General features: G+C 70.6%; 23 protein-coding genes. 17 read left to right on the plus strand and 6 right to left on the minus strand.

Annotation, left to right across the window (positions count from 1 at the left end):
* Window positions 1-120: 120 nt before the first annotated feature.
* Complete coding sequence (locus ACTWPV_RS09190; protein WP_443151378.1) at window positions 121-1482, minus strand: FAD-binding oxidoreductase; 1362 nt, start codon at window positions 1480-1482, stop codon at window positions 121-123.
* A gap of 121 nt (window positions 1483-1603) precedes the next feature.
* On the opposite strand from ACTWPV_RS09190, the gene ACTWPV_RS09195 reads away from it, so the two are divergent.
* Entirely contained in the window at window positions 1604-2155 is a 552-nt protein-coding gene (locus ACTWPV_RS09195; protein ID WP_132602028.1) for a hypothetical protein, read from the plus strand.
* 1 nt (window position 2156) lies between these two features.
* On the opposite strand, the gene ACTWPV_RS09200 is transcribed toward ACTWPV_RS09195, so the two are convergent.
* Window positions 2157-3362, minus strand: a complete 1206-nt coding sequence (locus tag ACTWPV_RS09200) for an aminotransferase class I/II-fold pyridoxal phosphate-dependent enzyme (protein WP_347644124.1) — start codon at window positions 3360-3362, stop codon at window positions 2157-2159.
* A gap of 203 nt (window positions 3363-3565) precedes the next feature.
* On the opposite strand from ACTWPV_RS09200, the gene ctaD reads away from it, so the two are divergent.
* From ctaD to ACTWPV_RS09240, 8 genes are all read left to right on the plus strand, one after another.
* Window positions 3566-5269 carry an aa3-type cytochrome oxidase subunit I gene (gene ctaD, locus ACTWPV_RS09205; protein ID WP_443151379.1) on the plus strand — a complete coding sequence of 568 codons (1704 nt, stop codon included), beginning with the start codon at window positions 3566-3568 and terminating at the stop codon, window positions 5267-5269.
* A 66-nt stretch (window positions 5270-5335) separates the two neighbouring features.
* Complete coding sequence (locus ACTWPV_RS09210; protein ID WP_347644122.1) at window positions 5336-5569, plus strand: hypothetical protein; 234 nt, start codon at window positions 5336-5338, stop codon at window positions 5567-5569.
* A gap of 5 nt (window positions 5570-5574) precedes the next feature.
* The gene (gene frdA / locus ACTWPV_RS09215; protein WP_347644121.1) at window positions 5575-7308 is read left to right on the plus strand and encodes a fumarate reductase (quinol) flavoprotein subunit; all 1734 of its coding nucleotides are present in this window, start codon (window positions 5575-5577) and stop codon (window positions 7306-7308) included.
* A 25-nt stretch (window positions 7309-7333) separates the two neighbouring features.
* Window positions 7334-8074, plus strand: a complete 741-nt coding sequence (sdhB, locus tag ACTWPV_RS09220; protein WP_443151380.1) for a succinate dehydrogenase iron-sulfur subunit — start codon at window positions 7334-7336, stop codon at window positions 8072-8074.
* Complete coding sequence (locus ACTWPV_RS09225; RefSeq protein WP_443151381.1) at window positions 8071-8499, plus strand: hypothetical protein; 429 nt, start codon at window positions 8071-8073, stop codon at window positions 8497-8499. The genes sdhB and ACTWPV_RS09225 overlap by 4 nt, the downstream gene beginning before the upstream one ends.
* A complete protein-coding gene (gene frdD, locus ACTWPV_RS09230; protein WP_347644118.1) occupies window positions 8496-8837 on the plus strand; it encodes a fumarate reductase subunit FrdD in 342 nt (113 codons plus the stop codon). The genes ACTWPV_RS09225 and frdD overlap by 4 nt, the downstream gene beginning before the upstream one ends.
* A 211-nt stretch (window positions 8838-9048) precedes the next feature.
* Entirely contained in the window at window positions 9049-11703 is a 2655-nt protein-coding gene (locus ACTWPV_RS09235; RefSeq protein ID WP_443151382.1) for an immune inhibitor A domain-containing protein, read from the plus strand.
* A gap of 153 nt (window positions 11704-11856) precedes the next feature.
* Complete coding sequence (locus ACTWPV_RS09240) at window positions 11857-12795, plus strand: diacylglycerol/lipid kinase family protein (protein ID WP_347644116.1); 939 nt, start codon at window positions 11857-11859, stop codon at window positions 12793-12795.
* An 80-nt stretch (window positions 12796-12875) separates the two neighbouring features.
* Here the strand turns inward: ACTWPV_RS09240 and ACTWPV_RS09245 are convergent, their stop codons facing one another.
* Together ACTWPV_RS09245 and ACTWPV_RS09250 are read right to left on the minus strand one after the other, a co-directional pair.
* Window positions 12876-13676, minus strand: coding sequence for an SWIM zinc finger family protein (locus ACTWPV_RS09245; RefSeq protein WP_443151383.1), 801 nt, complete (start codon window positions 13674-13676; stop codon window positions 12876-12878).
* Between the two features lie 2 nt (window positions 13677-13678).
* On the minus strand, window positions 13679-16699 hold the full coding sequence (locus ACTWPV_RS09250; protein WP_443151384.1) for a DEAD/DEAH box helicase: 3021 nt from the start codon (window positions 16697-16699) through the stop codon (window positions 13679-13681).
* A 155-nt stretch (window positions 16700-16854) separates the two neighbouring features.
* Here ACTWPV_RS09250 and ACTWPV_RS09255 point away from each other — a divergent pair, with 155 nt between their 5' ends.
* From ACTWPV_RS09255 to ACTWPV_RS09265, 3 genes are all read left to right on the plus strand, one after another.
* On the plus strand, window positions 16855-17022 hold the full coding sequence (locus ACTWPV_RS09255) for a hypothetical protein (RefSeq protein ID WP_347644113.1): 168 nt from the start codon (window positions 16855-16857) through the stop codon (window positions 17020-17022).
* 76 nt (window positions 17023-17098) lie between these two features.
* Window positions 17099-17479 (plus strand): phage holin family protein, encoded by a 381-nt coding sequence (locus ACTWPV_RS09260; protein ID WP_347644112.1) that lies wholly within the window; start codon window positions 17099-17101, stop codon window positions 17477-17479.
* Window positions 17476-18318 carry a DUF3618 domain-containing protein gene (locus tag ACTWPV_RS09265; protein WP_443151385.1) on the plus strand — a complete coding sequence of 281 codons (843 nt, stop codon included), beginning with the start codon at window positions 17476-17478 and terminating at the stop codon, window positions 18316-18318. The genes ACTWPV_RS09260 and ACTWPV_RS09265 overlap by 4 nt, the downstream gene beginning before the upstream one ends.
* Window positions 18319-18321: 3 nt before the next feature.
* Here the strand turns inward: ACTWPV_RS09265 and ACTWPV_RS09270 are convergent, their stop codons facing one another.
* Both ACTWPV_RS09270 and ACTWPV_RS09275 read right to left on the minus strand, forming a co-directional pair.
* Entirely contained in the window at window positions 18322-18918 is a 597-nt protein-coding gene (locus ACTWPV_RS09270; RefSeq protein WP_443151386.1) for a TetR/AcrR family transcriptional regulator, read from the minus strand.
* A 5-nt stretch (window positions 18919-18923) separates the two neighbouring features.
* Window positions 18924-20471, minus strand: coding sequence for an MFS transporter (locus ACTWPV_RS09275; RefSeq protein WP_443151387.1), 1548 nt, complete (start codon window positions 20469-20471; stop codon window positions 18924-18926).
* Between the two features lie 54 nt (window positions 20472-20525).
* Here ACTWPV_RS09275 and ACTWPV_RS09280 point away from each other — a divergent pair, with 54 nt between their 5' ends.
* Genes ACTWPV_RS09280 through ACTWPV_RS09300 form a run of 5 tightly spaced genes read left to right on the plus strand, consistent with a single transcriptional unit; the run spans window position 20526 to window position 24060 of the window.
* Window positions 20526-21245 carry a DUF1838 family protein gene (locus tag ACTWPV_RS09280; RefSeq protein ID WP_443151388.1) on the plus strand — a complete coding sequence of 240 codons (720 nt, stop codon included), beginning with the start codon at window positions 20526-20528 and terminating at the stop codon, window positions 21243-21245.
* Window positions 21242-21655, plus strand: coding sequence for an HIT family protein (locus tag ACTWPV_RS09285; RefSeq protein WP_347644107.1), 414 nt, complete (start codon window positions 21242-21244; stop codon window positions 21653-21655). The genes ACTWPV_RS09280 and ACTWPV_RS09285 overlap by 4 nt, the downstream gene beginning before the upstream one ends.
* 15 nt (window positions 21656-21670) lie before the next feature.
* Window positions 21671-22852 carry a sensor histidine kinase gene (locus tag ACTWPV_RS09290; protein ID WP_347778700.1) on the plus strand — a complete coding sequence of 394 codons (1182 nt, stop codon included), beginning with the start codon at window positions 21671-21673 and terminating at the stop codon, window positions 22850-22852.
* 33 nt (window positions 22853-22885) lie between these two features.
* Window positions 22886-23635, plus strand: coding sequence for a LytR/AlgR family response regulator transcription factor (locus tag ACTWPV_RS09295; protein WP_132514953.1), 750 nt, complete (start codon window positions 22886-22888; stop codon window positions 23633-23635).
* Window positions 23632-24060, plus strand: a complete 429-nt coding sequence (locus ACTWPV_RS09300) for a hypothetical protein (RefSeq protein WP_347778698.1) — start codon at window positions 23632-23634, stop codon at window positions 24058-24060. Before ACTWPV_RS09295 ends, ACTWPV_RS09300 begins: the two co-directional genes overlap by 4 nt.
* Window positions 24061-24080: the final 20 nt, after the last annotated feature.

Genomic DNA, 24080 nt, shown 5'->3' on the forward strand with positions numbered 1-24080 from the left:
GGCGTCTGCCGGACCTAGCAGAACCTTCACGTTTTGACGTAGTAAGTCAGGGTTACTTCGCAGGTAGTGTGCTCTGCGAACCCCAAGGTCACGGCTTGGTGAAGCCGAGGTCACCTTTTGTCAAATGGCTTTGCCCGGGTTGAGGAGACCGAGCGGGTCGAAGACCGCCTTGATGCCCCGCTGCACCTCCGTGGCGACCGGCCCCGCCTCGAGGGCCAGCCAGCGCTGCTTGAGCAGGCCGACGCCGTGCTCGCCGGTCAGGGTGCCGCCGAGCTCCAGCGCGTGCGTGAACACCTCGTCCGCCGCGGCCCAGACCTCCGGGGGCGGCTCGATGGTGCCGTGCTCGAAGATGAAGACCGGATGCAGGTTGCCGTCCCCCGCGTGCGCGACCGTGGCGATCCGCACCCCGTGCCGGGCCGCCGCGGCCTCGATCGCGGTGATCATGTCGGGCAACACCGAACGCGGCACGCACACGTCCTCGACCAGGCACGCGCCCTGCCGCTCCTTGGCCTGGTAGGCGAGCCTGCGCAGCCCGATCAGCTCCTCGGCCTCCTGCGGGCTGGAGGAGACGGCCACGAACGAGGCGCCGTTCTCCATGCACAGCTCCTCCATGCGCGCGGCCATCGCCTGGCCGTCCGTCGCGTCCGACTGGCCGATCAGCATGGCCTGGGTCGACGCCTCGAGGCCGATGTTGCGCCACTCGTCGATGGCTTCGAGCGTGGCCCGGTCGAGCAGCTCCATGAGGGAGGGCTGGCAGCCGGCCGCCATGATCGCCGACACGGCGGCGCCCGCGTCGCGCAGCGAGCCGAACTCCGCGGCGAAGGTGGCCGGTGGCGCGACGGGAGCGCGGCGCAACCGCACCGTGGCCGCCGTGATCACGCCCAGGGTGCCCTCCGAGCCCACGAACAGGCCGGTCAGGTCGTAGCCCGTGACGCCCTTCATCGTGCGGCGGCCGGTGTCGAGGATCCGCCCGTCGGCCAGCACGACCTCAAGCCCGAGCGCCGAGTCCCTGGTCACGCCGTACTTGACGCAGCGCAGCCCGCCGGCGTTGGTGGCCAGGTTGCCGCCGATCGTGGAGATCTCGTACGACGACGGGTCGGGCGCGTACATCAGGCCGTGCTCCCTGGCGGCCTTGTCCAGGTCGGCGGTGATGACGCCGGGCTCGACGACGGCGATCTCGTCGGCGGGGGAGAGCTCCCGGATCCCGGTCATCCTGGCCAGCGAGAGGATGACCGAGCCGTCGCCGGCCACGGAGGCGCCCGCCAGGCCGGTGCCCGCCCCGCGCGGCACCACCGGCACCCGGTGCTCGGTGGCCCACTTCATGGTGGTGACCACGTCGTCGCGGGAGGCGGCGAGCACCGCCCCGGCCGGCTTGCCCGGCTCCAGGAACGTCCGGTCGCGGGCATAGGAGTCGATCACGTCCGGATCGGTCAGGACGCGGCCTTCGGGCAGAGAGCTCACCAACGCATCAATCGGTCTCACACCATGCACCTTATGGGCAAATCCCCACTATCCGGAGAGGGGCCCTGGAGGGTGGCTCGGCGGGCGGTTTGCGCAGGCCGTGGCTTAGGGCCAAACTGCCCGAGTGAAAGTCAGGTGCCCGGTGTGTTCGGAGACCGACCAGGTCGTAGCGGTCCCCGGAGCGGTCGCCGCGGGGACCACGTACAAGATCGGGCGGGTGCGGTTACCCGGGGCGCGCGAGGTGGCCGATCTGCCGATGGCGGCGACCCTGGGAGCCTCGAAGCACGTCATGAGCCGCACGCAGCTCGCGGTCTGGTTGTCGTTCCCCAGCCGCCACTACACGCCGTGGGCCAGGAACCAGGGCTACATCCTGCTGCTCCTGGCAGCCCTGGCCCACCTCGTCATGTCGCTGGTCATCGCGATGGGCCAGGACCCCAACTGGGGTGAGGTGCTGCTCGCGCCGTTCTGCCTGACGGGCCTGTTCTGGGGGCTCGGCCTGCTGAACGTGCTCGGTTCGTACGGCGCACGCAAGCGCGACGACAGCGAGGCCCCGGCCAGGGAGAAGGCCATGGCCGTGTGGGAGGGCCTGTGCTACTGCGCCCGCGACAACGTCGTGTTCGAGCCGGGGGTCGGCGTCTCGTTCCATCCGAGCGAGACGCGCGAGTACATCTTCGGCTTCCGGTCGGGCCGCTGACTCAGCCCCGCTCCTCCGCCACCAGGCGCACGCAGACGGCCAGGCCGTTGATGGCCTGCTCCAGCTCGTCGAGCTCTGGGTAGGTCGGCGCGATCCTGATGGTGCGGTCGCCGGGGTCGTCGCCGTAGGGGTGGGTGGCGCCCGCGGGGGTCAGCGCGATGCCCGCGGCCTTGGCCTTGGCCACCACCTCGGCGGCGTGCGGAACCTCCAGGCTGATGAAGTAGCCGCCCTTGGGGCTCGTCCAGGTCGCCAGGTCGCCGAGCTGCTCGGTCAGCACCTTGTCGACCAGCTCGAACTTCGGCCCGATCAGCTCGGCGTGGCGGCGCATGTGGGCGGCGACCCCGGCGCCGTCGCGGAGGAACTCCACGTGCCGCAGCTGGTTGAGCTTGTCGGGGCCGATGGACTGCTTGGCGGTGTTGTGCAGGAACCACTCGACGTTGGCCGGTGAGGAGCCGAAGAACGACACGCCCGCGCCCGCCAGCGTCACCTTCGAGGTGGAGGCGTAGACGAACACGCGGTCGGCGTTGCCCTGTTCGGCGCTGAGCGCGAGCAGGTCGGCCAGCTCGGCCGGGGTGTCGGTGAGGTGGTGCACCGCGTAGGCGTTGTCCCAGAAGATCCGGAAGTCGGGGGCGGCCGCGGGCATGGCGGCCAGCCTGCGCACGGTCTCGTCGCTGTAGACGACGCCGGACGGGTTGCTGTACTTCGGCACGCACCACATGCCCTTGACGCTGGCGTCGGAGGCGACCAGGCGCTCCACGACGTCCATGTCGGGCCCGCCGGCGTTCATCGGGACGGGCACCATCGTGATCCCGAACCGCTCACAGATCGTGAAATGCCGGTCGTATCCCGGCACCGGGCACAGGAACGTGACCTTGGGCTCCTCCACCCACCGGCGCGCGGCGCCCGGCAGCGGCGTCAGCAGCGCGTGCACGATCGTGTCGTGCATCAGGGCCAGGCTGGCGTTGCCGCCCACGACGAGCTGACCGGCGGGCACCTGCACCAGCGGGGCGAACAGCTCGCGCAGCTCGGGCAGGCCCTGCAGGTTGCCGTAGTTGCGGCCGTCGGTGCCGTCGGCCGCGCGGTAGGACGTGGGCAGTTCGAGCATGTCGTTGGAGAGATCGAGCTGGCGCGGTGACGGCTTGCCCCTGGTGAGGTCGAGCTTGAGCCCTCTCTGGACGAGGGCGGCGTAGTCACGCTGAGCGGTCACGAGATCTCCTCCATGTCGGTTCGGTTACGAAGGATAGAAGACGCCGCCATGTGGACCGGCACCGATCCGCGATATGGACGCTCGCGCGTCGCGGAACGTCCAAGCTTTGCCGCAAAGGGTAAAGAACGGCTTCCCGAGCGGCGGTCATTGGCGTGGAATGGGTAGATCGGGGCAGTTGGCACTCCGCACGGGAGGGAGCGGCCGTGACGACCGTTCGCGAACCCTCGATCGAACAGGTCAGGCGCCGGCACACCGGGACCGTGATCGCCTCCTGGCTGTCGACGACCGACCACAAGGTCATCGGCTACCTCTACCTGATCACGTCGTTCGGGTTCTTCCTCGTGGCGGGCGTCATGGCCATGATCATCCGAGCCGAGCTCGCCGGGCCGGGACTGCAGCTGGTCAGCCAGCACCAGTACAACCAGCTGTTCACCATCCACGGCACGATCATGCTGCTGCTGTTCGCCACCCCGCTGTTCGCCGGGTTCACCAACGTGATCATGCCGTTGCAGATCGGCGCGCCCGACGTCGCCTTCCCCCGGCTGAACGCGGTGGCGTACTGGTTGTTCCTGTTCGGCGGGCTGATGGTGCTGGCCGGGTTCTTCACCCCCGGCGGGGCGGCCGACTTCGGGTGGTTCGGGTACACGCCGCTGTCGTCATCCGTCTACTCGCCGCAGGTCGGCGGCGATCTGTGGATCATGGGACTGGCTCTGTCGGGGCTCGGCACGATCCTCGGCGCGGTCAACTTCATCACCACGATCATCGCCATGCGGGCGCCGGGCATGACGATGTTCCGGATGCCGATCTTCTGCTGGAACGTGCTGCTGACCTCGATGATGGTGCTGCTGGCGTTCCCCGTGCTGGCCGCCGCGCTGCTCGTGCTCGAGTCGGATCGCAAGCTGGGCACGCAGGTCTTCCTGGCCGAGAACGGCGGGCCGCTGCTCTGGCAGCACCTGTTCTGGTTCTTCGGCCATCCCGAGGTCTACATCATCGCGCTGCCGTTCTTCGGCATCGTCACCGAGGTCATCCCGGTCTTCAGCCGCAAGCCCGTCTTCGGCTACCTGGGGCTGGTCGGCGCCACGATCGCCATCGCCGGGTTGTCGATGACGGTCTGGGCGCACCACATGTTCGCGACCGGGCAGGTGCTGCTGCCGTTCTTCTCGTTCATGACGTTCCTCATCGCGGTGCCGACGGGCGTGAAGTTCTTCAACTGGGTCGGCACGATGTGGCGCGGGCACCTGAGCTTCGAGTCGCCGATGTTGTTCTCGGTAGGCTTCCTGGTGACGTTCCTCCTGGGCGGCCTGACGGGGGTCATCCTGGCCTCGCCGCCGCTCGACTTCCACATCAGCGACACCTACTTCGTCGTCGCGCACTTCCACTACGTGGTGTTCGGCACCGTGGTGTTCGCCATGTTCGCCGGGTTCTACTTCTGGTGGCCGAAGATGACTGGCAAGATGCTCGACGACAAGCTGGGCAAGCTGCACTTCTGGACCCTGTTCATCGGCTTCCACATGACGTTCCTCGTGCAGCACTGGCTGGGGCAGATCGGCATGCCCAGGAGGTACGCCGACTACAGCGCGGCGGACGGCTTCACCTTCCTCAACGAGGTCTCGTCCGTCGGCGCGTTCCTGATCGGCGCCTCGACGCTGCCGTTCCTCTACAACGTGTTCAAGACCGCGAGGAGCGCGCCCAAGGTCACGCTCGACGACCCCTGGGGCTACGGCAACTCGCTGGAGTGGGCCACGAGCTGCCCGCCGCCGCGGCACAACTTCACGTTCATGCCGCCGATCCGCTCCGAGAGGCCCGCATTCGACCTGCACTATCCGCGGGAACGGACGAACGTGCCGCCCGAGGTGAACCCCGGGGCGGACCCCGAGCTCCGGCCCGGCGAGGGTACGAGCGACTGACCTTTCCCGAACCGTGACGTGGTGCTTGTGTGGAGGTGACGTTTCGCCTATCTAGGGAGATCGGCGATGACCGGCACGAAGATCCCCTTCGACCCCGAGACGGCTCCCTGCGGGAAGAAGTCCGGTGGTGAACGCCTCATCGACGACGACGAGTACGGCCTGGTGATCCGCGACCAGTTCTTCGACTGCGGCTGCCGCATGATCCGGCACGAGTACCACGACGGCAGCATCCACCTGTCCGCCATCCGCCACGACGGCAAGCGGGTGAAGGACCCGATCCAGCCCGACCACGGGAAGTGACGTACATGATCGACGTGCTCATCGTCGGAGGAGGCGGAGCGGGCCTGCGGGCGGCGGTCGCGGTCGCCGAGGTGGATCCCGCCCTCAAGGTGGCGGTCGCGTCCAAGGTCTATCCGATGCGCAGCCACACGGTCTCCGCCGAGGGCGGCGCCGCCGGGGTGATCGGCCTCGACGACACCCTCGACGAGCACTGCTACGACACGATCTCGGGCGGGGACTGGCTGCCCGACCAGGACGCGGTCGAGGCGTTCGTGGACGAGGCGCCGCGCGAGCTGATGCAGCTGGAGCACTGGGGCTGCCCGTGGAGCCGCGAGCCGGACGGGCGGGTGGCGGTGCGCCCGTTCGGCGGGATGAAGAAGATGCGCACCTGGTACGCCGCCGACAAGACCGGCTTCCACCTCCTGCACACCCTCTTCCAGACAACGCTGAAATATCAGGACATCATCAGGTACGACGAGTGGTTCGTCACCAAGCTCGTCGTCGACGACGGCCGCGTCCACGGCGTCGTGGCCGTCGAGATCAGAACCGGCCGCATCGAGACCATCCCCGCCAGGACCGTCATCCTGGCCACCGGCGGCTGCGGCCGCGCCTTCCCCTTCACCACGAACGCCGCCATCAAGACCGGCGACGGCATGACCCTCGCCTACCGGGCGGGAGCGCCGCTGAAGGACATGGAGTTCGTCCAGTACCACCCGACCGGCCTGCCGTTCACCGGCATTCTCATCACCGAGGCGGCCAGGGCGGAGGGCGGCTGGCTGATCAACAAGGACGGCTACCGCTACCTGCAGGACTACGACCTCGGCACCCCCACGCCCACGCCGAAGCTGCGCAGCATGGAGCTCGGCCCGCGCGACCGGCTGTCCCAGGCGTTCGTGCACGAGCAGGAGAAGGGCCGCACCGTGGACACGCCGTACGGCCCGGTCGTCCACCTGGACCTGCGCCACCTCGGGGCGGGCAAGATCGACGACCGCATCCCGTTCGTCCGCGAGCTGTGCCGCAGCTACCAGAACCTCGACCCGGCCACCGACCTGATCCCGGTGCGCCCGGTCGTGCACTACATGATGGGCGGCGTCCACACCGACATCGACGGCGCCACCCCCGTCGCCGGGCTGTACGCGGCCGGGGAGACGGCGTGCGTCAGCATCAACGGGGCCAACCGGCTCGGCTCCAACTCCCTGCCCGAGATCCTCGTCTTCGGCCGGCGCGCGGGCGTCGCCGCCGCCGGGTTCGCCCGGTCGCACAGGAGCGGCGAGCCGTCGTGCGTACGCGCCCAGGGGGAGGACGAACGGCGGCGGTTGGAACGCGCGCGCGGGGGCAGCGGGCACGGGGAGCGGATCGCCGACCTGCGCGAGCAGATGCAGCACACGCTCGAAGGAGCGGCGGGCATCTACCGCACGGGCGACGCGCTGGCCAAGGCCGCCGACACGCTGGCCGAGCTGCGCGAGCGCGCCGAGGAGGCCCGCATCGACGACACGAGCACGACGTTCAACACCGAGCTGATCAACCTGCAGGAGCTGCACGCCATGCTGGAGGTCGCGCAGACGATCGTCGCCTGCGCGCTGAACAGGAGGGAGTCGCGCGGCGCGCACCAGCGCACCGACTTCCCCGCCAGGGACGACGAGGCGTTCCTGGCGCACTCGCTGGTGCACCGCGCCCCCGACGGCACGCCGTCCGTCGGCCTGCTCCCCGTGACGATCACCCGATGGCCCCCGGGAGAAAGGGTGTATGGCCGTGACTGAGCCGATGAGCGCGTCTGAATCAGGCGTGACTGATGGCAAGCAGACCAGGACGCTGCGGATGGAGGTGTCCCGGTACCGGCCGGGGGAGGACGACGAGCCGGTGCTCCAGGGATACGACGTGCCGCTCATGCCCGACTGGGCCGTGCTCGACGGGCTCAACTACATCAAGGACCAGCTCGACGGCAGCCTGTCCTACCGCTGGTCGTGCCGGATGGGTGTGTGCGGCTCGTGCGGCATGACCGTCAACGGCGAGCCCCGGCTGACCTGCGGCACCTTCCTCACCGAGTACGGCGACGGCCCGGTGCGGATCGAGCCGCTGAAGGGGTTTCCCGTCATCAGGGACCTGGTCGTGGACATCGACGACTTCCTGGCCAAGCTGTCATCGGTGCGGCCCTGGCTGGTCAGGGAGGGCGAGGACCTGCCGCTGACCACCGAGTACGCCCAGACGCCCGAGCAGCTGGAGGCGTACAAGCAGTACAGCATGTGCATCAACTGCCTGCTGTGCTACTCGGCCTGCCCGGTCTACGTGCTCGAACCCGACTTCCTCGGCCCGGCCGCCATCGCCCTCGCCCAGCGCTACAACCTCGACTCGCGCGACATGGGGGACCGGTTCGACGTGCTCAACCTGGAGGACGCCGTGTGGGGCTGCACGTTCGTCGGCGAGTGCACCCAGGTCTGCCCCAAGCACGTGGATCCGGCCGAGGCCATCCAGCGGTACAAGCTGACCGCCGCCCTGCGCTCGGTGCTGCCGTGGAGCAGGCGATGACCTCCAAGGAGAAGGTGACCCCGAGCGCCGCCGTACGCACCACCTCGGCCGCCTACCGGCCGCGGACCGACCGGCTGTGGTTCGCCCGCAGCCGCCGCTACACCTTCTTCGTGCTGCGGGAGCTGACCAGCGTCTTCGTGGCGTGGGCGATCGTCTTCACGCTGATGCTCGTGGACGCGGTGCTCGGCGGGTCGTTGCGGGACTTCGCCGCGCTGGCCTCCCGGCCCTGGATGATCGCGCTCAACGTCGTCGCCCTGGCCGCGACCGCCTTCCACACGGTCACGTTCCTCAACCTGGCGCCCAAGGCCACCGTCGTCCGGCTGGACGGCTGGCGGGTGCCCGCCTGGATGATCCAGGGCGGCAACCATTCGGCCTGGGTGCTGGTCTCCGCGCTGATCGCCTATTTCATCCTGAGGTCGCCATGAAGCGCACGCCCGAACCGTATCTGTGGTTGTTGTTCAGCGGCGGGGGCGTGGTGGCAGCGCTCGTGCTGCCGGTGCTGGTGCTGCTGTTCGGGGTGCTCATGCCGCTCGGCGTCGTCGACTGGCCCGCCGTCGATCATCTGCGCGCGCTGCTGGACGGCGTGGTCGTACGGGCCGCGCTGCTCGTGGTCGTGACGCTGTGTCTTTTTCACGCGGCCCACCGCATTCGTTTCACCAGTGAAGAGCTGTTCGGCATCGCGAGGTTCGATCGGGCGCTGGCGGTGATCTGCTACGGGGCGGCGCTGGCGGGCGTGGCCGTGGCCGTTTGGGTGATGGCCTGATTGTCGTAGTTTGATCACGTTTCAACAATTCCCTTTACGACCCGTTTAGTCACCCTCTAACGTCCGGCATTGCACACCCTATGGCCATGCGCCCGGCGACCCCGGGCAGAAAGGGTTCCTGGTGCCACGTACAAAGCGCCTGTTAGCAACGCTTCCCGCGGTCGCCCTTCTCGGTGCCGCCCTGACCGCTCCCTCCGCACAAGCGTCGTCGGTGGCGGTTTACGAGCCCGCAGCCTCGGACTTCTACATCAACTACGCTCCGCCCAGGGTCGCGGAAGACCCGAAGGAGCCCAAGCTCGAAGATCCGAAGGCGCGCTCGCTCACCCCGGCGCAGAAGTTCGACAGGAAGTTCAGCAGCGGTAACCCCGCGGCCGGCCGCATTCTCGCCGCGCGCGAGAAGGAGGCCATGAGAACCGGCCGAAACCCCGCTGAATGGATCTTCAAGAAGTCCAAGCAGACCCGTACGGCCAAGCTCCTGACGCTCCTCGTCGAGTTCAACGAGCAGGCCAACGACGACTTCTCCGGATTCAACCGGCTGCGCTCGGTCGGCAGCGCCCCCGACGACTGCGTCGTCGAGCCGCCGGGAACGCTCCTGAACGGTCCCCTGCACAACAACATCCCCGACCCGGCGACGCTGCCGCACCAGGACAACAACTCCTTCTGGGTCAAGGACTTCAGCACCGAGCACTTCAACAAGATGCTCTACACGGACAAGGGCATCACCGAGCGGGTGCGCCCCGACCTGAAGGACCCCCGCGACGGCAGGCCCGGCATCGACATCTCCGGCTTCACCATGAAGAAGATGTACGAGGAGATGTCGAAGGGCGCCTACTCCGTCACCGGCGAGGCGGTCGGCTGGGTCAAGGTTCCGCACTCCGAGGCCTGGTACGGCGCCGCGGCCTGCGGCGGCGCTCCCCAGGACATGTCCGGCCACCCCGACAACCAGCTCGGCGCCCAGCAGCTCCCGATCGACTCGGTGAACGCGCTCGTCCAGGCCCAGCCGGACTTCCCCTGGGCCGACTACGACGTGGAGGACGTCTCCGACGCCGACGGCGACGGCAACTTCCAGGAGCCCGACGGCGTCATCGACCACCTGGTGCTGGTGCACGCCGGCAAGGACAAGTCGTCCGACGGCGGCGCCGAGGGCACCTACGCCATCTGGGCCCACTCCAGCGCGGTCGCCGGCGGCTACACCGTCCCCGGCACCGACAAGAAGATCTCCAACTACATCGTGCAGCCCGAGGACTCCGGCGTCGGCGTCTTCGCCCACGAGTACGGCCACGACCTCGGCCTGCCCGACCTGTACGACACCTCGGGAGCGGGCAGCTCGGCCGTGGACTTCTGGGACCTGATGTCCAGCGGTTCCCACTCCGGCCCGATCTTCCAGTCGATGCCCACCCACATGGGCCTGTGGGACAAGTGGGTGCTCGGCTGGGCGAACCCGAAGGTGTTCGACCCCGGTGACCGCTCCAAGCTCGTCACCGTCGGCCAGACCTCCCGCACGCCCAAGCTGACCGAGGACGGCATCCGGGTCAACCTCGCCTCCGCGCCGTTGAAGATGATCGAGCCGCACAGCGGGTCGAACGCCTGGTGGACCGGCCTGGACCAGGAGTGGGCCAACATCGGCATCACCCGCGACGTGCCCGTCCCCGAGGGCTCCGACGTGCGGTTCTGGATGTGGAACAACTACGAGATCGAGTCCGACTGGGACTTCGGCTTCGTCGAGGTCTCCACCGACGGCGGCGCGACGTGGACCCAGCAGAAGGTCTTCGACGAGGCCGGCAACGAGATCACCACGCCCGACGACTACCCGGACCCGAACAAGAACCTCGCCACGTTCGGCAACAAGAAGTACGGCATCACCGGCAACACCGACGGCTGGCGGCACGACTACGTCAACCTGACGCCGTTCGCCGGGCAGACGATCAAGCTGCGGCTGACGTACAACACCGACGCGGCCTTCATGCCGCGCGGCTGGCACGCCGACGACTTCGAGCTCACCAACGACGGCACGTCCGTGTGGAGCGACGACGTCGAGGGCGGGGACAACGGCTGGCACGCCACCGGTGGCACGTTCACCAACACCAGCGGCCAGGGCTGGACCCGCAACAACGGCGAGCGCGAGGTCTCCCGCTTCTACCTGGCGGAGTGGCGCAACTTCGACGGGTTCGACAAGGGCCTGCAGTACACCTACGACACCGACTACTCCCGTGACGGGGCGTGGAAGGTGCAGAAGATCAAGTACAACGCGCCCGGCCTGCTGGTCTGGTACCGCGACTCGACGTACGTCAACAACCACGTGACCGCCGACATCACGGGCCCGCCGAGCCTCGGCCCGAAGGGCAGCCTGCTGGTCGTGGACTCCCACTACGAGCCGCTGCGCCGCACGGGCACCGCGGCCGAGAAGGACCCGACACTCAACAAGAACCTCCCGGGCCGCGCCCAGACCTCGAACGCCGCGTTCGGGTTCCGCAAGACGTACCCGTTCAAGGAGTGCCTGGAGGCGGCGGACGAGCCGTTCAGCGAGTACTGCACCGACTTCAAGGCGCAGAAGGGCGTCAAGACCTTCACCGACGCGAAGACCTGGTACCCGGGCATCGAGCTGATCGACAACGGGCTGTACTACCGCGACTTCGACGCCTCAGCGGTCGTGCCGTCGAAGGGCGACCAGGCGTACACCACGCGCGTGGTGCACCAGGACGGCACCCCCGCCACCGAGCTGTACGGCCAGGTGGCCGCGGGCTCGGTGCTCGGCACCGGCGACCCCGGTGACGAGGGCAAGGCGCTGGGCGTGCAGTTCCAGCTGCTCACCCCGCTGCCGGGCAACCTGGGCGCCATCGTCCGGGTGGTCCCGCCGAAGAAGTGACCTGCGGGGCCGTCCGTTCCCAGCGGCCGGCCCCACGCCCTGCGCAACCGGCCGGCCGCGTCCAGCGGCCGGCTTCCGCGATCCTCCCCTCCGGCCGGCCCGTGTTCAGCGGGCGGCCGAAGGTAGCGGGTTGTGCACTTACGATTGATGACCATGACCGAACTGCGCACCAAGGACGAGCACACCGAGGCGATCCGGAGAGATCGCCGGGTGGCGGTCGTGGTGAACACTCGCTCGCGCCGCGGCCGGCGGCACTATTTCGAGGTGATCGAGCAGATCCACAACCTCGGGTTCGAGCCGCTGGCGGAGCTGTCGGTCTACAACCCCAAGCGGCTGCGCGAGCTGCTCGACACCGCCCTGGCCACCGAGCCTGACCTGCTCATCGTGGGCGGCGGCGACGGCACGCTCTCCTCGGCGGTGCGGCACGTGGCCCACCGCGACGTGGCGCTCGGCGTGCTGCCGCTGGGCACCACCAACAACTTCGCCCGCAGCCTCGGCCTCCCCCTCGACCTGGCCGGGGCGATCAAGGTGTTCGACACGGGCAAGGTGGCCGACATCGATCTCGGCCTGGCCGACGACCGGCCGTTCGCCAACCTGGCCAGCTTCGGGGTGTCGGTCGAGGTGGCGGGCAAGGTCAAGCCGTGGCTCAAGCGCATCGTGGGGCGTCCCGCCTATCCGCTGACGGCGCTGACGATCCTGCCGGGCCACACGCCGTTCCGCGCCTTCATCACCGTCGAGGGGCAGCGGCACGAGCTCCTCACCCACCAGCTCAACATCGCCAACGGCCGCTTCCACGGCGGCTGGCAGGTCGCCAGGGACATCAGCATCGACAACGGCATGCTGGTGGCCTACCAGCTCGGGTCGGGCAAGAAGCTGCGGCTGCTGGGCGAGACCCTGCTCAGGGCGACCACCGGGCGCTGGCGCAGCCTCGCAGGGGGGCCGTTCGTGACGGGCCGCGAGATGCTCCTGGAGACCGATCCGCCGATGGCCGCCGACGTCGACGGCGAGGTGCGGCTGCGCACGCCCATCAGGCTGCGGGTGGTCCCCAACGGGGTGCGCGTCATGGTGCCGTCCTCGTTCGAGGACAACTGAGCCGGCGCCCGACCCCGCTACCCGACCCCGCTACCTGGCCGCGCTACCTGACCGCGCCAGCTGACCCCGCCGGCCCGGCTTCAGGCGTCGCCCAGGCGCCGGTAGGCGGGCTCCAGCGGGTCCGCCAGGCCGGCGGGTGGCGGGAAGAGGCGCAGGAGGAGGTCGGGGGCGGCGGCGGACGGGCGCCGCTCGGGGCGGTGGGCCGTCGCGCCGGGCGCGTAGAAGTCGGCCAGGCGGTCGGCGAACGGCACGTCGTCCACGCGCAGCGCGTCCACCCCGGCGACCACCGTGGCGTCCGCGGCGTCGTCCGCCAGCGAGCCGAGCAGCTGCTCGCGGGTGCGCCCGCGCCAGGCCAGCACCAGGAACGGGTCGTCGTCGAACGACTCGGCCAGCAGATAGAGCACCGCCGACAGGTGCTTGCACGGGAAACCCCAGTCGGGGCACGAGCAGTCCATGTCGAGGTCACGCGGGAACAGGTCGATCCCGAGCGCGGCGAACACCTCCTCGATCTCGGCCGGCATCTCCCCGGCCAGCAGCTTGGCCCGGTGCACGGCCTGCGCCGCGATCGACTCCTCGACGGAGGCCCAGAGCGACTCGCCGTACGCCTCGATCCTGATCACGACGTCGTACGGGTCGCGCCGCGAGCCCTGCACGCCGGCCCGCACCTCCCCGGCCGCCAGGTCGATCGACAGGACCTGGCCCTGCCGGGCGTAGGCGCGGCCGCGCGAGAGCCGTCCCTTGTCGCAGACGCGCTCCAGGATGTCGATGAACCGCCGCGACCACCACGTGGAGCCGATGCTGCCCCGCCGCGTGCGGGCCTTGATGCCGCCCTCGACCCTGATCGGCTGGGCGCCGTCGTACCAGTCCTCGAACGTGACCATGCTCAGCCCACCCCCTCCGCCGTCAGCCGGAACACCTCGCGCAGCTCGTCGGTGGACAGGTCGGTGAGCCAGTCCTCGCCTGCGCCGACCACCCGCTCGGCCAGGGCCTTCTTGCGCTCGATCATCTGGTCGACGCGTTCTTCGAGGGTGCCCGCGCAGATGAGCTTGCGCACCTGCACGTTCTTGCGCTGCCCGATGCGGAACGCGCGGTCGGTGGCCTGGTCCTCGACGGCCGGGTTCCACCAGCGGTCGACGTGGACGACGTGGTTGGCGGCGGTGAGGTTGAGGCCGACGCCGGCCGCCTTGAGCGAGAGCACGAACAACATCGGCTCGTCGTCGTTCTGGAACCGGTCGACCAGGCGGTCGCGGGTCTTCTTCGGCAGCCCGCCGTGCAGCCAGAGGACGGTCATGCCGAGCCGCTGGGCCAGGTACGGCTGGAGCATGGTGCCGAACTCCGCGTACTGCGTGAAAAGCAGTGCTTTTTCGCCTTCCGCCAGGATTTCTTCGGACAGCTGCTCCAACCGGGCCAGCTTGCCCGACCTGCCCGACAGGCGGGAGCCGTCCTTGAGCAGGTGGGCCGGATGGTTGCAGACCTGCTTGAGCCTGGCCATGGCCGACAACACCAGGCCGCGCCGCTCGATGCCCTCACTGTCGTCGATCCTGGTCAGCATGTCGTCGACGACCGCCTGGTAGAGCGTGGCCTGTTCCGTGGTGAGCGGGCACCACTCCTTGATCTCCAGCTTTTCCGGCAAATCGGAAATGATGGACTTATCGGTTTTGAGGCGGCGGAGGATGAACGGGCCCGTCGCCCGCTTGAGCGCCCTGGCCGCCTGCTCGTCCTGCCGCGCCTCGATGGGCTCCTGGAACCTCGTCCTGAACCGTGTGCGCGGCCCCAGCAGGCCCGGGTTGGCGAACTCCATGATCGACCAGAGCTCGGCCAGATGGTTCTCGACCGGGGTGCCCGTCAGCGCCAGCCGGGTGCCCGTGGGGATCGACCGTACGGCCTGGGCCTGCAACGTCCCGCTGTTCTTGATCGCTTGCGCCTCGTCGCACACGACCCTGCGCCATTCGTGGCGCCGGAGCGTCTCCAGGTCGCGCTGGGCGGTGCCGTACGTGGTGATCACCAGGTCGGCGTGCTCGATCTCCGCGGGGTCTCGGCCGCTGCCGTGGTGCACGTGGACGCGCAGCCCGGGTGCGAACCTGGCCGCCTCCCGCTGCCAGTTGCCGACCAGCGACATCGGGCACACCAGCAGCGTCGGGGCAGCGGCCCGCTCGTGCACGAGCAGCGCCAGCGTGGTGATCGTCTTGCCCAGCCCCATGTCGTCAGCCAGCACGCCGCCCAGGCCCAGCTCCGACAGGAAGCTCAGCCAGGCCAGGCCCCGCTCCTGGTAGGGCCTGAGTGCGGCGTCCAGTCCCGCCGGCGTGGCCAGCGGCGTCAGCCGCCGCTCGGCCTGCCCGGACAGCAGGTCGCCGAGCACGCCGTCGGCGTCGACCTCCAGCAGCGGCAGCTCGTCGTCATCGGCCTGCACGACGTGACGCAGCAGGTCGGCGGCGCTCGCCTCGCCCGTACGGGCGCCCTCGACGGCCTTGAGCGCCGCCTTGAGCTGCCGCTCGTCCAGCTCCACCCACTGGCCGCGCACCCGGACCAGCGGCACCTTGAGCCGGGCCAGCTCGGCCAGCTCCGCCTCGCTGATCGACTCGTCGCCCACCGCCAGGTCGATGCGGAAGTCGACCAGCTCCCGCATCCCGAACCCCTGGGCCGCGGCCGCCTTCTGCGCCTTCGTCCTCGTGGTGAGCTTCAGCCCCAGCTTCGTACGGCCCGCCCAGCGCGGCAGCTGCACGCCGAACCCGGCCGCCTGCAACAGCGGCGCCGCCTGCCTGAGGAACGCGAACGCGCCCGCGGTGTCCAGGGCCAGCTCCCTCGGCTGGGGGACGCGCAGGGCTCGGTCCAGTTCGGGATAGAGCCTGACCGCCCGCCCCAGCCCGGCCAGCAGCTCCCGTTGCGGTTTCCCCGGGAACCCGGCCGGCCCGCCCTCGCGCCACACCTGGGCGGCGGGAACGTACAGGCTGGGGTCGTCGGCGGCCTGCAACGCCAGCTCGACCCGCCACCCGCCGGCCCTGTCATCGGCCTCGCCGTCAGTTCCGGCGGTCCTGTCATCAGTGCCGGCGTGGGTGCCGGCGGGCTCCAGGAGGCGGAAGCACACCCGCGCCGCGCCCTCGGCGGTCGTCACCGCGTCGTGCCACTTCTCCAGCTCTTGCCGCAGGTCGGGCACGTCGGGACAGGCCGGATCGTCGCCGGTCAGCGCGGCCAGCCAGCGCTCGCGCGGCCCTGTGGTGAGGGGCCCTGTGGTGAGGGGCACTGTGGTGAGAGGTTCGGCCAGCGTCTGTCTGACCAGCGCGTCGGTGAACGTTTCGAGCGCCTCGCGCAGGACGTCCGCGGAGGGCCGTTCGGTACGGGAGGTGCGGCAGGCGGGCGGCATCGCCAGCGCCAGCTCCCGGAAATATCCGGCATCCACCCCTGTCACCACCGGCCACCACGCCGCCCGAGCCGTGCCATGAGCGGGGATGAGCCTGGGGATGACCCGGCCCCGGCGTACCAGGTCGCGGGCGAAGGCGGCGACGGCGCTCCAGTGGCGCAGGGTCGCGGTGCCCGCGTGCCCGTCCAGCATCGGCAGGGCCACGGCGGCGGGTGGCACCACGGCGGGAACCTGCCAGAGCCGCAGCCGTGGCCGGGTCACCTCCGCCAGCCGCCCGGTCTCCGGCGAGGGCAGGGGCTCTCTGGCCGAGCCGGGCAGGAGCAGCGCCAGCGTCCGCGACGGCGGGTCGTCGAGCCCGAGGGCGGCGGCGACCACGGCCCAGGAAGCGGCGTGCGGATGCGCACGCGGCGCCGTCTCCCGCCCCGCACCCCGTCCCTCGCCCCGCCCCGCACCCCGCTCCGCACCCCGGCTCGTGCGCTCGTCCTGGGTCGTGGTCTCGGCCCAGAAGGCGAGCCCGTCGCCGGCCCAAACTCCGTGTACCCGCACCCTGGCAGGTTACCGCCGCCGCCGTGGGCCGCCCGCCCGCATCGCGGCACCCGCCACGGAGCCGCGCCCGTGGATCGCGTACGCGGCCCCGCCCGCGCGGCATGACGCGTCGGTTCGGCCGCGTGGACGCGGACAGGCGCGCGTAGCATGGAGGTATGAACCCTCCCGGATCGTGGTGCGAGCGTCCCAAGCCGCAGGCTCCCTCGTGCGAGCTCCCGTCCCCGTGGAGCAAGCCGAAGCAGCCGGGCAACTGGTGCGAGGCCGACAAGAACGACCCCGTGGTGTCCGTCCTGCGCTTCGTCCTCAAGGCCGCCAGGCGCTAGTCCCGCGCGCCATCGGCGCGTGATAGAAGGCCGGTTGTCTGGGTAGTCGCCTTCCGCAGCGGAGGAGGCGATCGTCGTGAACGACACCCACAAGCTGGTCAACGACCTCTCCGAGCAGGTCTCCCGGCTGGTCAAGGACGAACTGCGCCTGGCCAGGATCGAGCTCCGGGAGAAGGGCAGGCACGCGGGGTTCGGCGCGGGGCTGTTCGGCGCGGCGGGCGTGACCGCGCTGTTCGGCGCCGGCGCCCTCGTGGCCGCCGTCATCATGCTGCTCGCCCTTGTCCTGCCCGGCTGGGTGGCCGCCGCGATCGTCGCGGTGGTCCTGTTCGTCGTCGCCGCCGTACTCGGCCTGACCGGCAGGAAACAGGTGAAACGAGCCGGCCCGCCGGTCCCGGGGGAAACCTTCGCGAGTGTCAGGGCCGACATCGACATGGTCAAGGAGAAGGCTCGGCGATGAGCGAGACCGATCCCGGATACACCGGGGAGCAACACGCAGGAGACGTCGGCGCGCGCAGAGCGACCGTGGGCACGCCGACGGAGCGCGAGTCCATCAACGTCCCCCCGACGAGGGCGGGCGCGGCGGAGAACGCGAGGCACGCCGAGGCCGCCCGTGAGGAACACGAGACCTTCATCCCCGAAGCCCCCATCGCCGACGAGCGGTCCGAGGCCACGGAGAGCCGGCGGACGGAGGAGGAGTCGCTGAAGGGGGAGAGCGGGGCGGACGCCGAGGAAGGGGACGGGGAAGGGGACGAGGAAGGGGACGACGTGCGTAAGGACATCCAGAAGACCCGGAGAGATCTGGGCGAAACCGTCAGCGCGCTGGCGGGCAAGGCCGACGTGAGGTCCAGGGCGAGCCATGCCGCGCAGGCGGCCAAGGGCAAGGCGGGCCATGCGGCCGAGACGGCCAGGGGCAGGGCCGGTCACGCGGCTGAGACGGCCAAAGGCAAGGTGGGTCACGCGGCGGAGACGGCCAAGGGGCGGGCGGCCGGTGCGGCCGCGACGGTCAGGGGCAAGGCTTCGGACGTGGCGGGCAAGGTGCGCGAGAGCGCTCCTGAGGCCAGGGACGTCGCCACGCAGGCGCGGAAGCGGCCCGCGCTGCTCGTCGCCGCCATCGGCGCCGTGATCGGTTTCCTGTGGCGCCGGATGATGATGAAGCGGCGCGCGCGGAGACAGGCGGCCCGGCCCTGGGCGCTGATGAGGCGGCGCGCGCGGAACGGAGCGGCCCGGCTCCGGTCGATGAAGGAGCGGCGTGCGCGGAACCGCGTGGCCCTGCCCCGGTGGGGCAGGAAGGCGTGACGTTCAGGGTGCGGGAGGGAGCAGGGCCCGGCACAGGACGGTGAGCGTGGTCGCGGTGATCGTGCCGGCGTCGGCGTGGGGGTCGGCGCCCGCGGCGATCCGGCGCTGGGCTTCGCCGAGGATGCTCCACCCGAGGTGGGCGACCAGGTCGGGCTGCTCGTGGCCGGCCTCGGCGAGGACGCCCCGCAGTGGCGCGATCATCGTCTCGTGGAGCCGGTCGAGGCGTTCCTGGCACGCGGGCGGCAGGTCGACGGAGGCCAGCGCGCGCAGCAGCGCGTAGTCGGGGCTCGTCACGAACGACATCGTCACCTCCCCGAACGCCCGCACCTGCTCCTCCAGGCCGCTCGCCCGGGAGACCGCGTCCTCCAGCCTGGCGGTCCAGCGCGGGATGGCGTCCTCGACGAGCTGGGCGAGGATGTCGGAGGTCGAGGAGAAATAGCGGTAGACGCTGGAGCGGGCCAGCCCAACGCGCGCGCCGACGGCCGCCGGGGTGAGCCGCGCGGGGCCCTCGGCCACCAGGATCTCCATGGCGGCCGCCAGCAGGGCCGCGCGCTGGCCCGCCCGATGGTCGGCCACCGTCGCCGCGCTGATCCTCGGCACCGGACTCACTCCTCCTTGCGACGCCTGCCTCCAGTATCGGGCAGCAGCAGGGTGGCGCCGACGCCCGCGAACAGCACGATCCCGGTGACGACGGTGACCCGGCGGGTGGCGTCGGCGGCGGCCGCGACGGCGGCGGCGTGCTGCGCGGGGTTCCTGATCCCCGCGATGGCCGCGCCGCCGCTCTCCCGTACGGCCTGCCCGAGCGCGGGCTCGTCGGGCAGGCGGTCGGCCATGGCCGCGCCGAGCCCGGTGACCAGCACCGAGCCGAGCACCGCGATGCCGATGGCGGCGCCGAGCTGGCGGATGGTGCTCTGCAGCCCCGAGGCCACGCCCGACTGGTGGGCGGGCACGTCGGCCAGCATCACGTTCGGCAGCTGCGCGGAGGCGAACCCCACGCCGACGCCGTACGTGACAAGCCAGGGCGCCAGGGTCCACGGGCCGAGGGAAGGGGAGACGGCCAGGCCGATCGCGATCGCGGCGGCCGCTTCGAGGGTGAGCCCCAGCCGGACGATGAGCCGGGGCGTCAGCGGCAGTTTCGGCACGATGCCGCCGGCCAGGAACGTCCCGGCCGCCAGCGAGGCGATGATCAGGCCGGCTGTGAACGCGGTGAACCCGATGGCCGCCTGCAGGAACAGCGGCAGCACGAGGATGAGGCCGAACTCGCCGAGCGTGATGATCATCGCGGCCGCGCCGCCGTACCTGAAGGAGGGGATGGCGAACAGCGACAGGTCCAGGACGACCGGGCGGCCGGCCCGGGCCCTGGCCCGCTCGACCAGGACGAACGCGGCGAGGGAGAGCGTGGCCAGCCCGAACGCGAACGGGATCGGCGACAGGCCGTCGAACGGCCAGGCGGGGCCCGGATCGCCGGTGGGCGTGAACCAGCCGTACCGCTGGCCCTCGATCAGCCCGAACACGAGGGCCGACGTGCCGAGCACCGACAGCAGCACGCCTGGCACGTCGGCGCCGCCCGCGCCCGGGTCCTTCGACTCGGGCACTTTGACCGTGCCGAGCAGGACCAGCAGGCCGATCGGCAGGTTCACCCAGAACGCCCAGCGCCACCCGAAGTCGGTCACGACCCAGCCGCCGAGCAGCGGCCCGAGCGCGGCCATGCCGCCGATGATGGAGCCCCACACGGCGAACGCGACGGTCCTGCGCGGGCCGGTGTAGAGCGCGTTGATGATCGCGAGGGTCATCGGCACCACCATGGAGGCGCCCACGCCCTGGAGCACCCGCGCTCCGATGAGGAGCGCGCCGCTGCCCGCCGCGGCGGCCAGCATGCTGGCGGCCAGGAACACGATCAGCCCGATGGCGAACGTCCTGCGCCTGCCGCGGGCGTCGCCCATGCGGCTGAGCGGGATGAGCAGGGCGGCGAACGACAGCGAGTAGATCGAGTTCACCCACTCGACGTCGGTGGCCGCGAGCCCGACGTCGGCCATGATCGCGGGAACGGCCACGTTCACGATCGTCGCGTCGATGATGATCATCGACATGCCGACGCCGAGCACGAAGAGGGGGAGCCAGCTCTGCCGGGTCCGCTCTGTTAGCGACACCATGTCCCCAACATAGCAACATCATGTCGCGAAAAAGGACGGGCTAGGCTCCAGATCATGGACTTCATCCGGGTGCGCGCGTCCGCCGACGGGGCGGAGACGATCTCCTACTGGACCGGCGACGTCTACGGGTGGCAGGACGACGACGGCCCCCACCACCTGTTCGGGTTCGAGGGGCTCAACGTGGCCAGGGCAGTGCGGGCCGACGGCGGCTGGCAGCTGCTGACCAGGGAGGCCGCCCTCTACCTCGACCCGAAGACCCGCCAGGTGCTCGACACCTGGGACAACCCGCTGACCGGGCGGTCGGTCGAGGTGCAGCACGTCTTCAACGACCCGGTCAACCAGCGGCTCGGCGGCTACCCGGTGCCGGAGACGCGCCTCGGCGACCAGGTGGTCTACAACGTCGACATCCGGCTGGCCTACCCCTCGCCGCTCAAGGTCGCCGACTATCCGGACAACTCCGCGAGCGACACGTACCGCGCGATGGAGTTGTTCCAGTTCTTCGCCGCCGCGGAAGACCTCGACTCCGGCGCGCCCGGCGTGCCGTGCGTGTTCTCGTGGTGCCGGGTCTCGCCGTGGCTGCCCTGGATGGCGATGGGGCGGCGCGGAGGCGGGCTGGTCTACCACTGCAGGGGCGCCAAGGTGGCCGAGGCGCCGCGGCGGCTGAGCGAGCAGGTGAGCGAGCGGGCGGGCGAGCGGTTCCTGCACGCGCCCGCGGAGTGGTCGGGCCGCAACATGACGAGCTGGACGGCGTTCGCGGACCGGGCCGGCCGGTGAGCGCCGACCTGTTCTGCGAGATCGTCGCGGGTGAGCGGCCGGCCCACGTCGTGCACTCCGACGACGTGACCGTCTCCTTCCTCGACGCGCGCCCCGTCTTCAAGGGTCACGTGCTGGTCGTGCCGAGGGTCCACGTCGAGACGCTCACCGACCTCGCCGACGTGGGCCCGTTCTTCGAACGGGTGCGCGCCGTGGCGGGGGCGGTGGAGGAAGGGCTCCAGGCCGGCGGGACGTTCGTCGCCATGAACAACCGCATCAGCCAGAGCGTGGCCCACCTGCACGTGCACGTGGTGCCGCGCAACCGGAAGGACGGCCTGCGGGGCTTCTTCTGGCCGCGGACGAAATACGCCTCCGCGGAGGAGGCCGCCTCCTACGCCGACGCGATCGCCGCCGCCCTGCGGCGCGCCTGAGTAAGCTCAGGCCGCGTGGAATACCTCGTCGGGGTCGCCGTCGTGGCCGTGATCGTCAGCGTGCCCGCGATCGTGTTGTGGCGGGTCATGCGGGGCCGCAGAGAGCTGGGCACCAGCCCTGCGGAGCGGGCCACGTTCGAGACCCTGCACACCGCCTCCCTGGCCGGGCCGCCGCTGCGGGCCGGTCTGACCGCCGACGGCGCCGAGCGCGCCTCCAGGCACCTGCGCGCCCTGCTCGGCTCCGCCGCCGTCGCGATCACCGACGGCGAGCGGCTGCTCGTCTACGACGGCGCGGGCGACGACCACCACGCCGACGCGGCCTTCGAGCACGCGGCGGCGACCCTCCAGGACGGCCGCACCCAGGTGCTGACCATCGAGTGCGACCTGCTCGAATGCCCGATCAGGCAGGCCGTGGTCGTGCCGCTCACGACCGACGACCGCGTGGTCGGCACGCTGGCCGCCTACGGGCAGAGCGCCTCGGCCGGGCTGGTCAGGGCCGCGCAGGAGGTGGCCGGCTGGGTCGACTCGCAGCTGGAGCTGGCCGAGCTGGACCGCTCGCGCACGCTGCTCATGGAGGCCGAGGTGCGGGCGCTGCGGGCGCAGATCTCCCCGCACTTCATCTACAACTCCCTGACCACGATCGCCTCCTTCGTCCGCACCGACCCCGAACGGGCCAGGGAACTGCTGCTGGAGTTCGCCGACTTCACCCGCTACTCCTTCCGCCGGCACGGCGAGTTCACCACGCTCGCGGAGGAGCTGCGCTCGATCGACCGCTACCTGATCCTGGAGCGGGCCAGGTTCGGTGACCAGCTCCAGGTCACGCTCCGCATCGCCCCCGAGGTGCTGCCGGTCGCGGTGCCGTTCCTGTGCCTGCAGCCGCTGGTCGAGAACGCCGTCAGGCACGGCCTGGAGAGCCGCAACGGCGTCGGCCGCATCACGATCATCGCCGAGGACGCCGGCGCCGAGTGCCGCATCAGCGTCGAGGACGACGGGCTCGGCATGGACCCCGACAGGCTGCGGCGCATCCTCGCAGGTGACATCGCTCCCAAGGGCGGCGTCGGGCTGGCGAACGTGGACGAGCGGCTGCGCCACGTGTACGGAGACGAGTACGGCCTGGCCGTCGAGACCGGCAACGGCGCGGGCACCAAGGTCAACATCAGGTTGCCGAAATATCACCCAGGCGTCTCTGCCCGTTGACCTCGCTCTTCCTTGTCGGTTTTATCACTGTCTATGGCACAACTACGGGTCCTCGCGGTCGATGACGAGCTGCCGGCCCTCGAAGACCTGTCCTACCTCCTCCGCGCCGATCCCCGCATCGGCGAGGTGGCGACCGCGCGGGACGGTGCGGCGGCGCTGCGCCTGCTGGACCGGGCCATCGCCGACGGCAGGCCGATCGACGCGGTGTTCCTCGACATCCGGATGCGCGGGCTCGACGGGGTGGTGCTCGGGCGGTTGTTGTCGCAGTTCGCGAACCCGCCGCGCGTGGTGTTCGTGACGGCGTACGAGGAGCACGCGGTGGACGCGTTCGAGATCAAGGCGGAGGACTACCTGCTCAAGCCCGTCCGGCCGGAACGGCTGGCCGAGGCGATCAGGCGCGTGGCGGTCTCGGCCGACGTGCCCGTGGAGGGCGGCGAGTCGGACACGATCCCGGTCGAGCTGGGCGGGGTCACGCGGTTCGTGTCCAGCGCCGACGTCATCTACGTGGAGGCGCAGGGCGACTACGCGCGGCTGCACACGGCCGGGGGCAGCCACCTCGTGCGCATCCCGCTGGCCACCCTGGAGGAACGGTGGGCCTCGGCCGGGTTCATGCGGGTGCACCGCAGCCACCTGGTGGCCGTCAAGCACATCGAGGAGCTGCACATCGACTCGGGCAAGTGCACGGTCAGGGTCGGCGACACCGAGATCCCGGTCAGCCGCCGCCACACGCGCGAGCTGCGCGACCTGCTGGTGCGCCGGGCCAGGAAGGGCAGGCCCGAATGAGCCAGGAGCCCCGCCGCCAGGAATCCCGCCCGGTCCGCAGGGCGCCCCTGTCGCGGGAGAACATCTCGCGGCGGGTCACCGTGACGAGCCCGCGCACCGCCGCCGCCCGCCGGCCCCGCTACCCGGCCACCCTGGAGATCGACGAGCAGACCCGGCTCGGCGAGGTCTACATGCGCTCGCTGTTGCGCACCCAGTTCAGGCTGGCGCTGTTCGTGTGCACGGTGCTGGCCTGCGTGATCGGCGGGTTGCCGCTGCTGTTCCTGCTGATCCCCGACCTGAGCGAGGTGCGCCTGCTGGGCGTGCCGCTCGCGTGGGCGGTGCTGGCGGGCCTGATCTACCCGGCCTTCGTCATCGGCGCCTGGTTGTACGTGCGGCAGGCGGAGCGCAACGAACGCCACTTCGCCGAACTGGTCGAACGCCGATGAGCCGGGGCGCCCCCGGGACG

Origin of the sequence: Nonomuraea sp. KM88, from assembly GCF_052245635.1 — a bacterium.
Lineage (GTDB): Bacteria > Actinomycetota > Actinomycetes > Streptosporangiales > Streptosporangiaceae > Nonomuraea.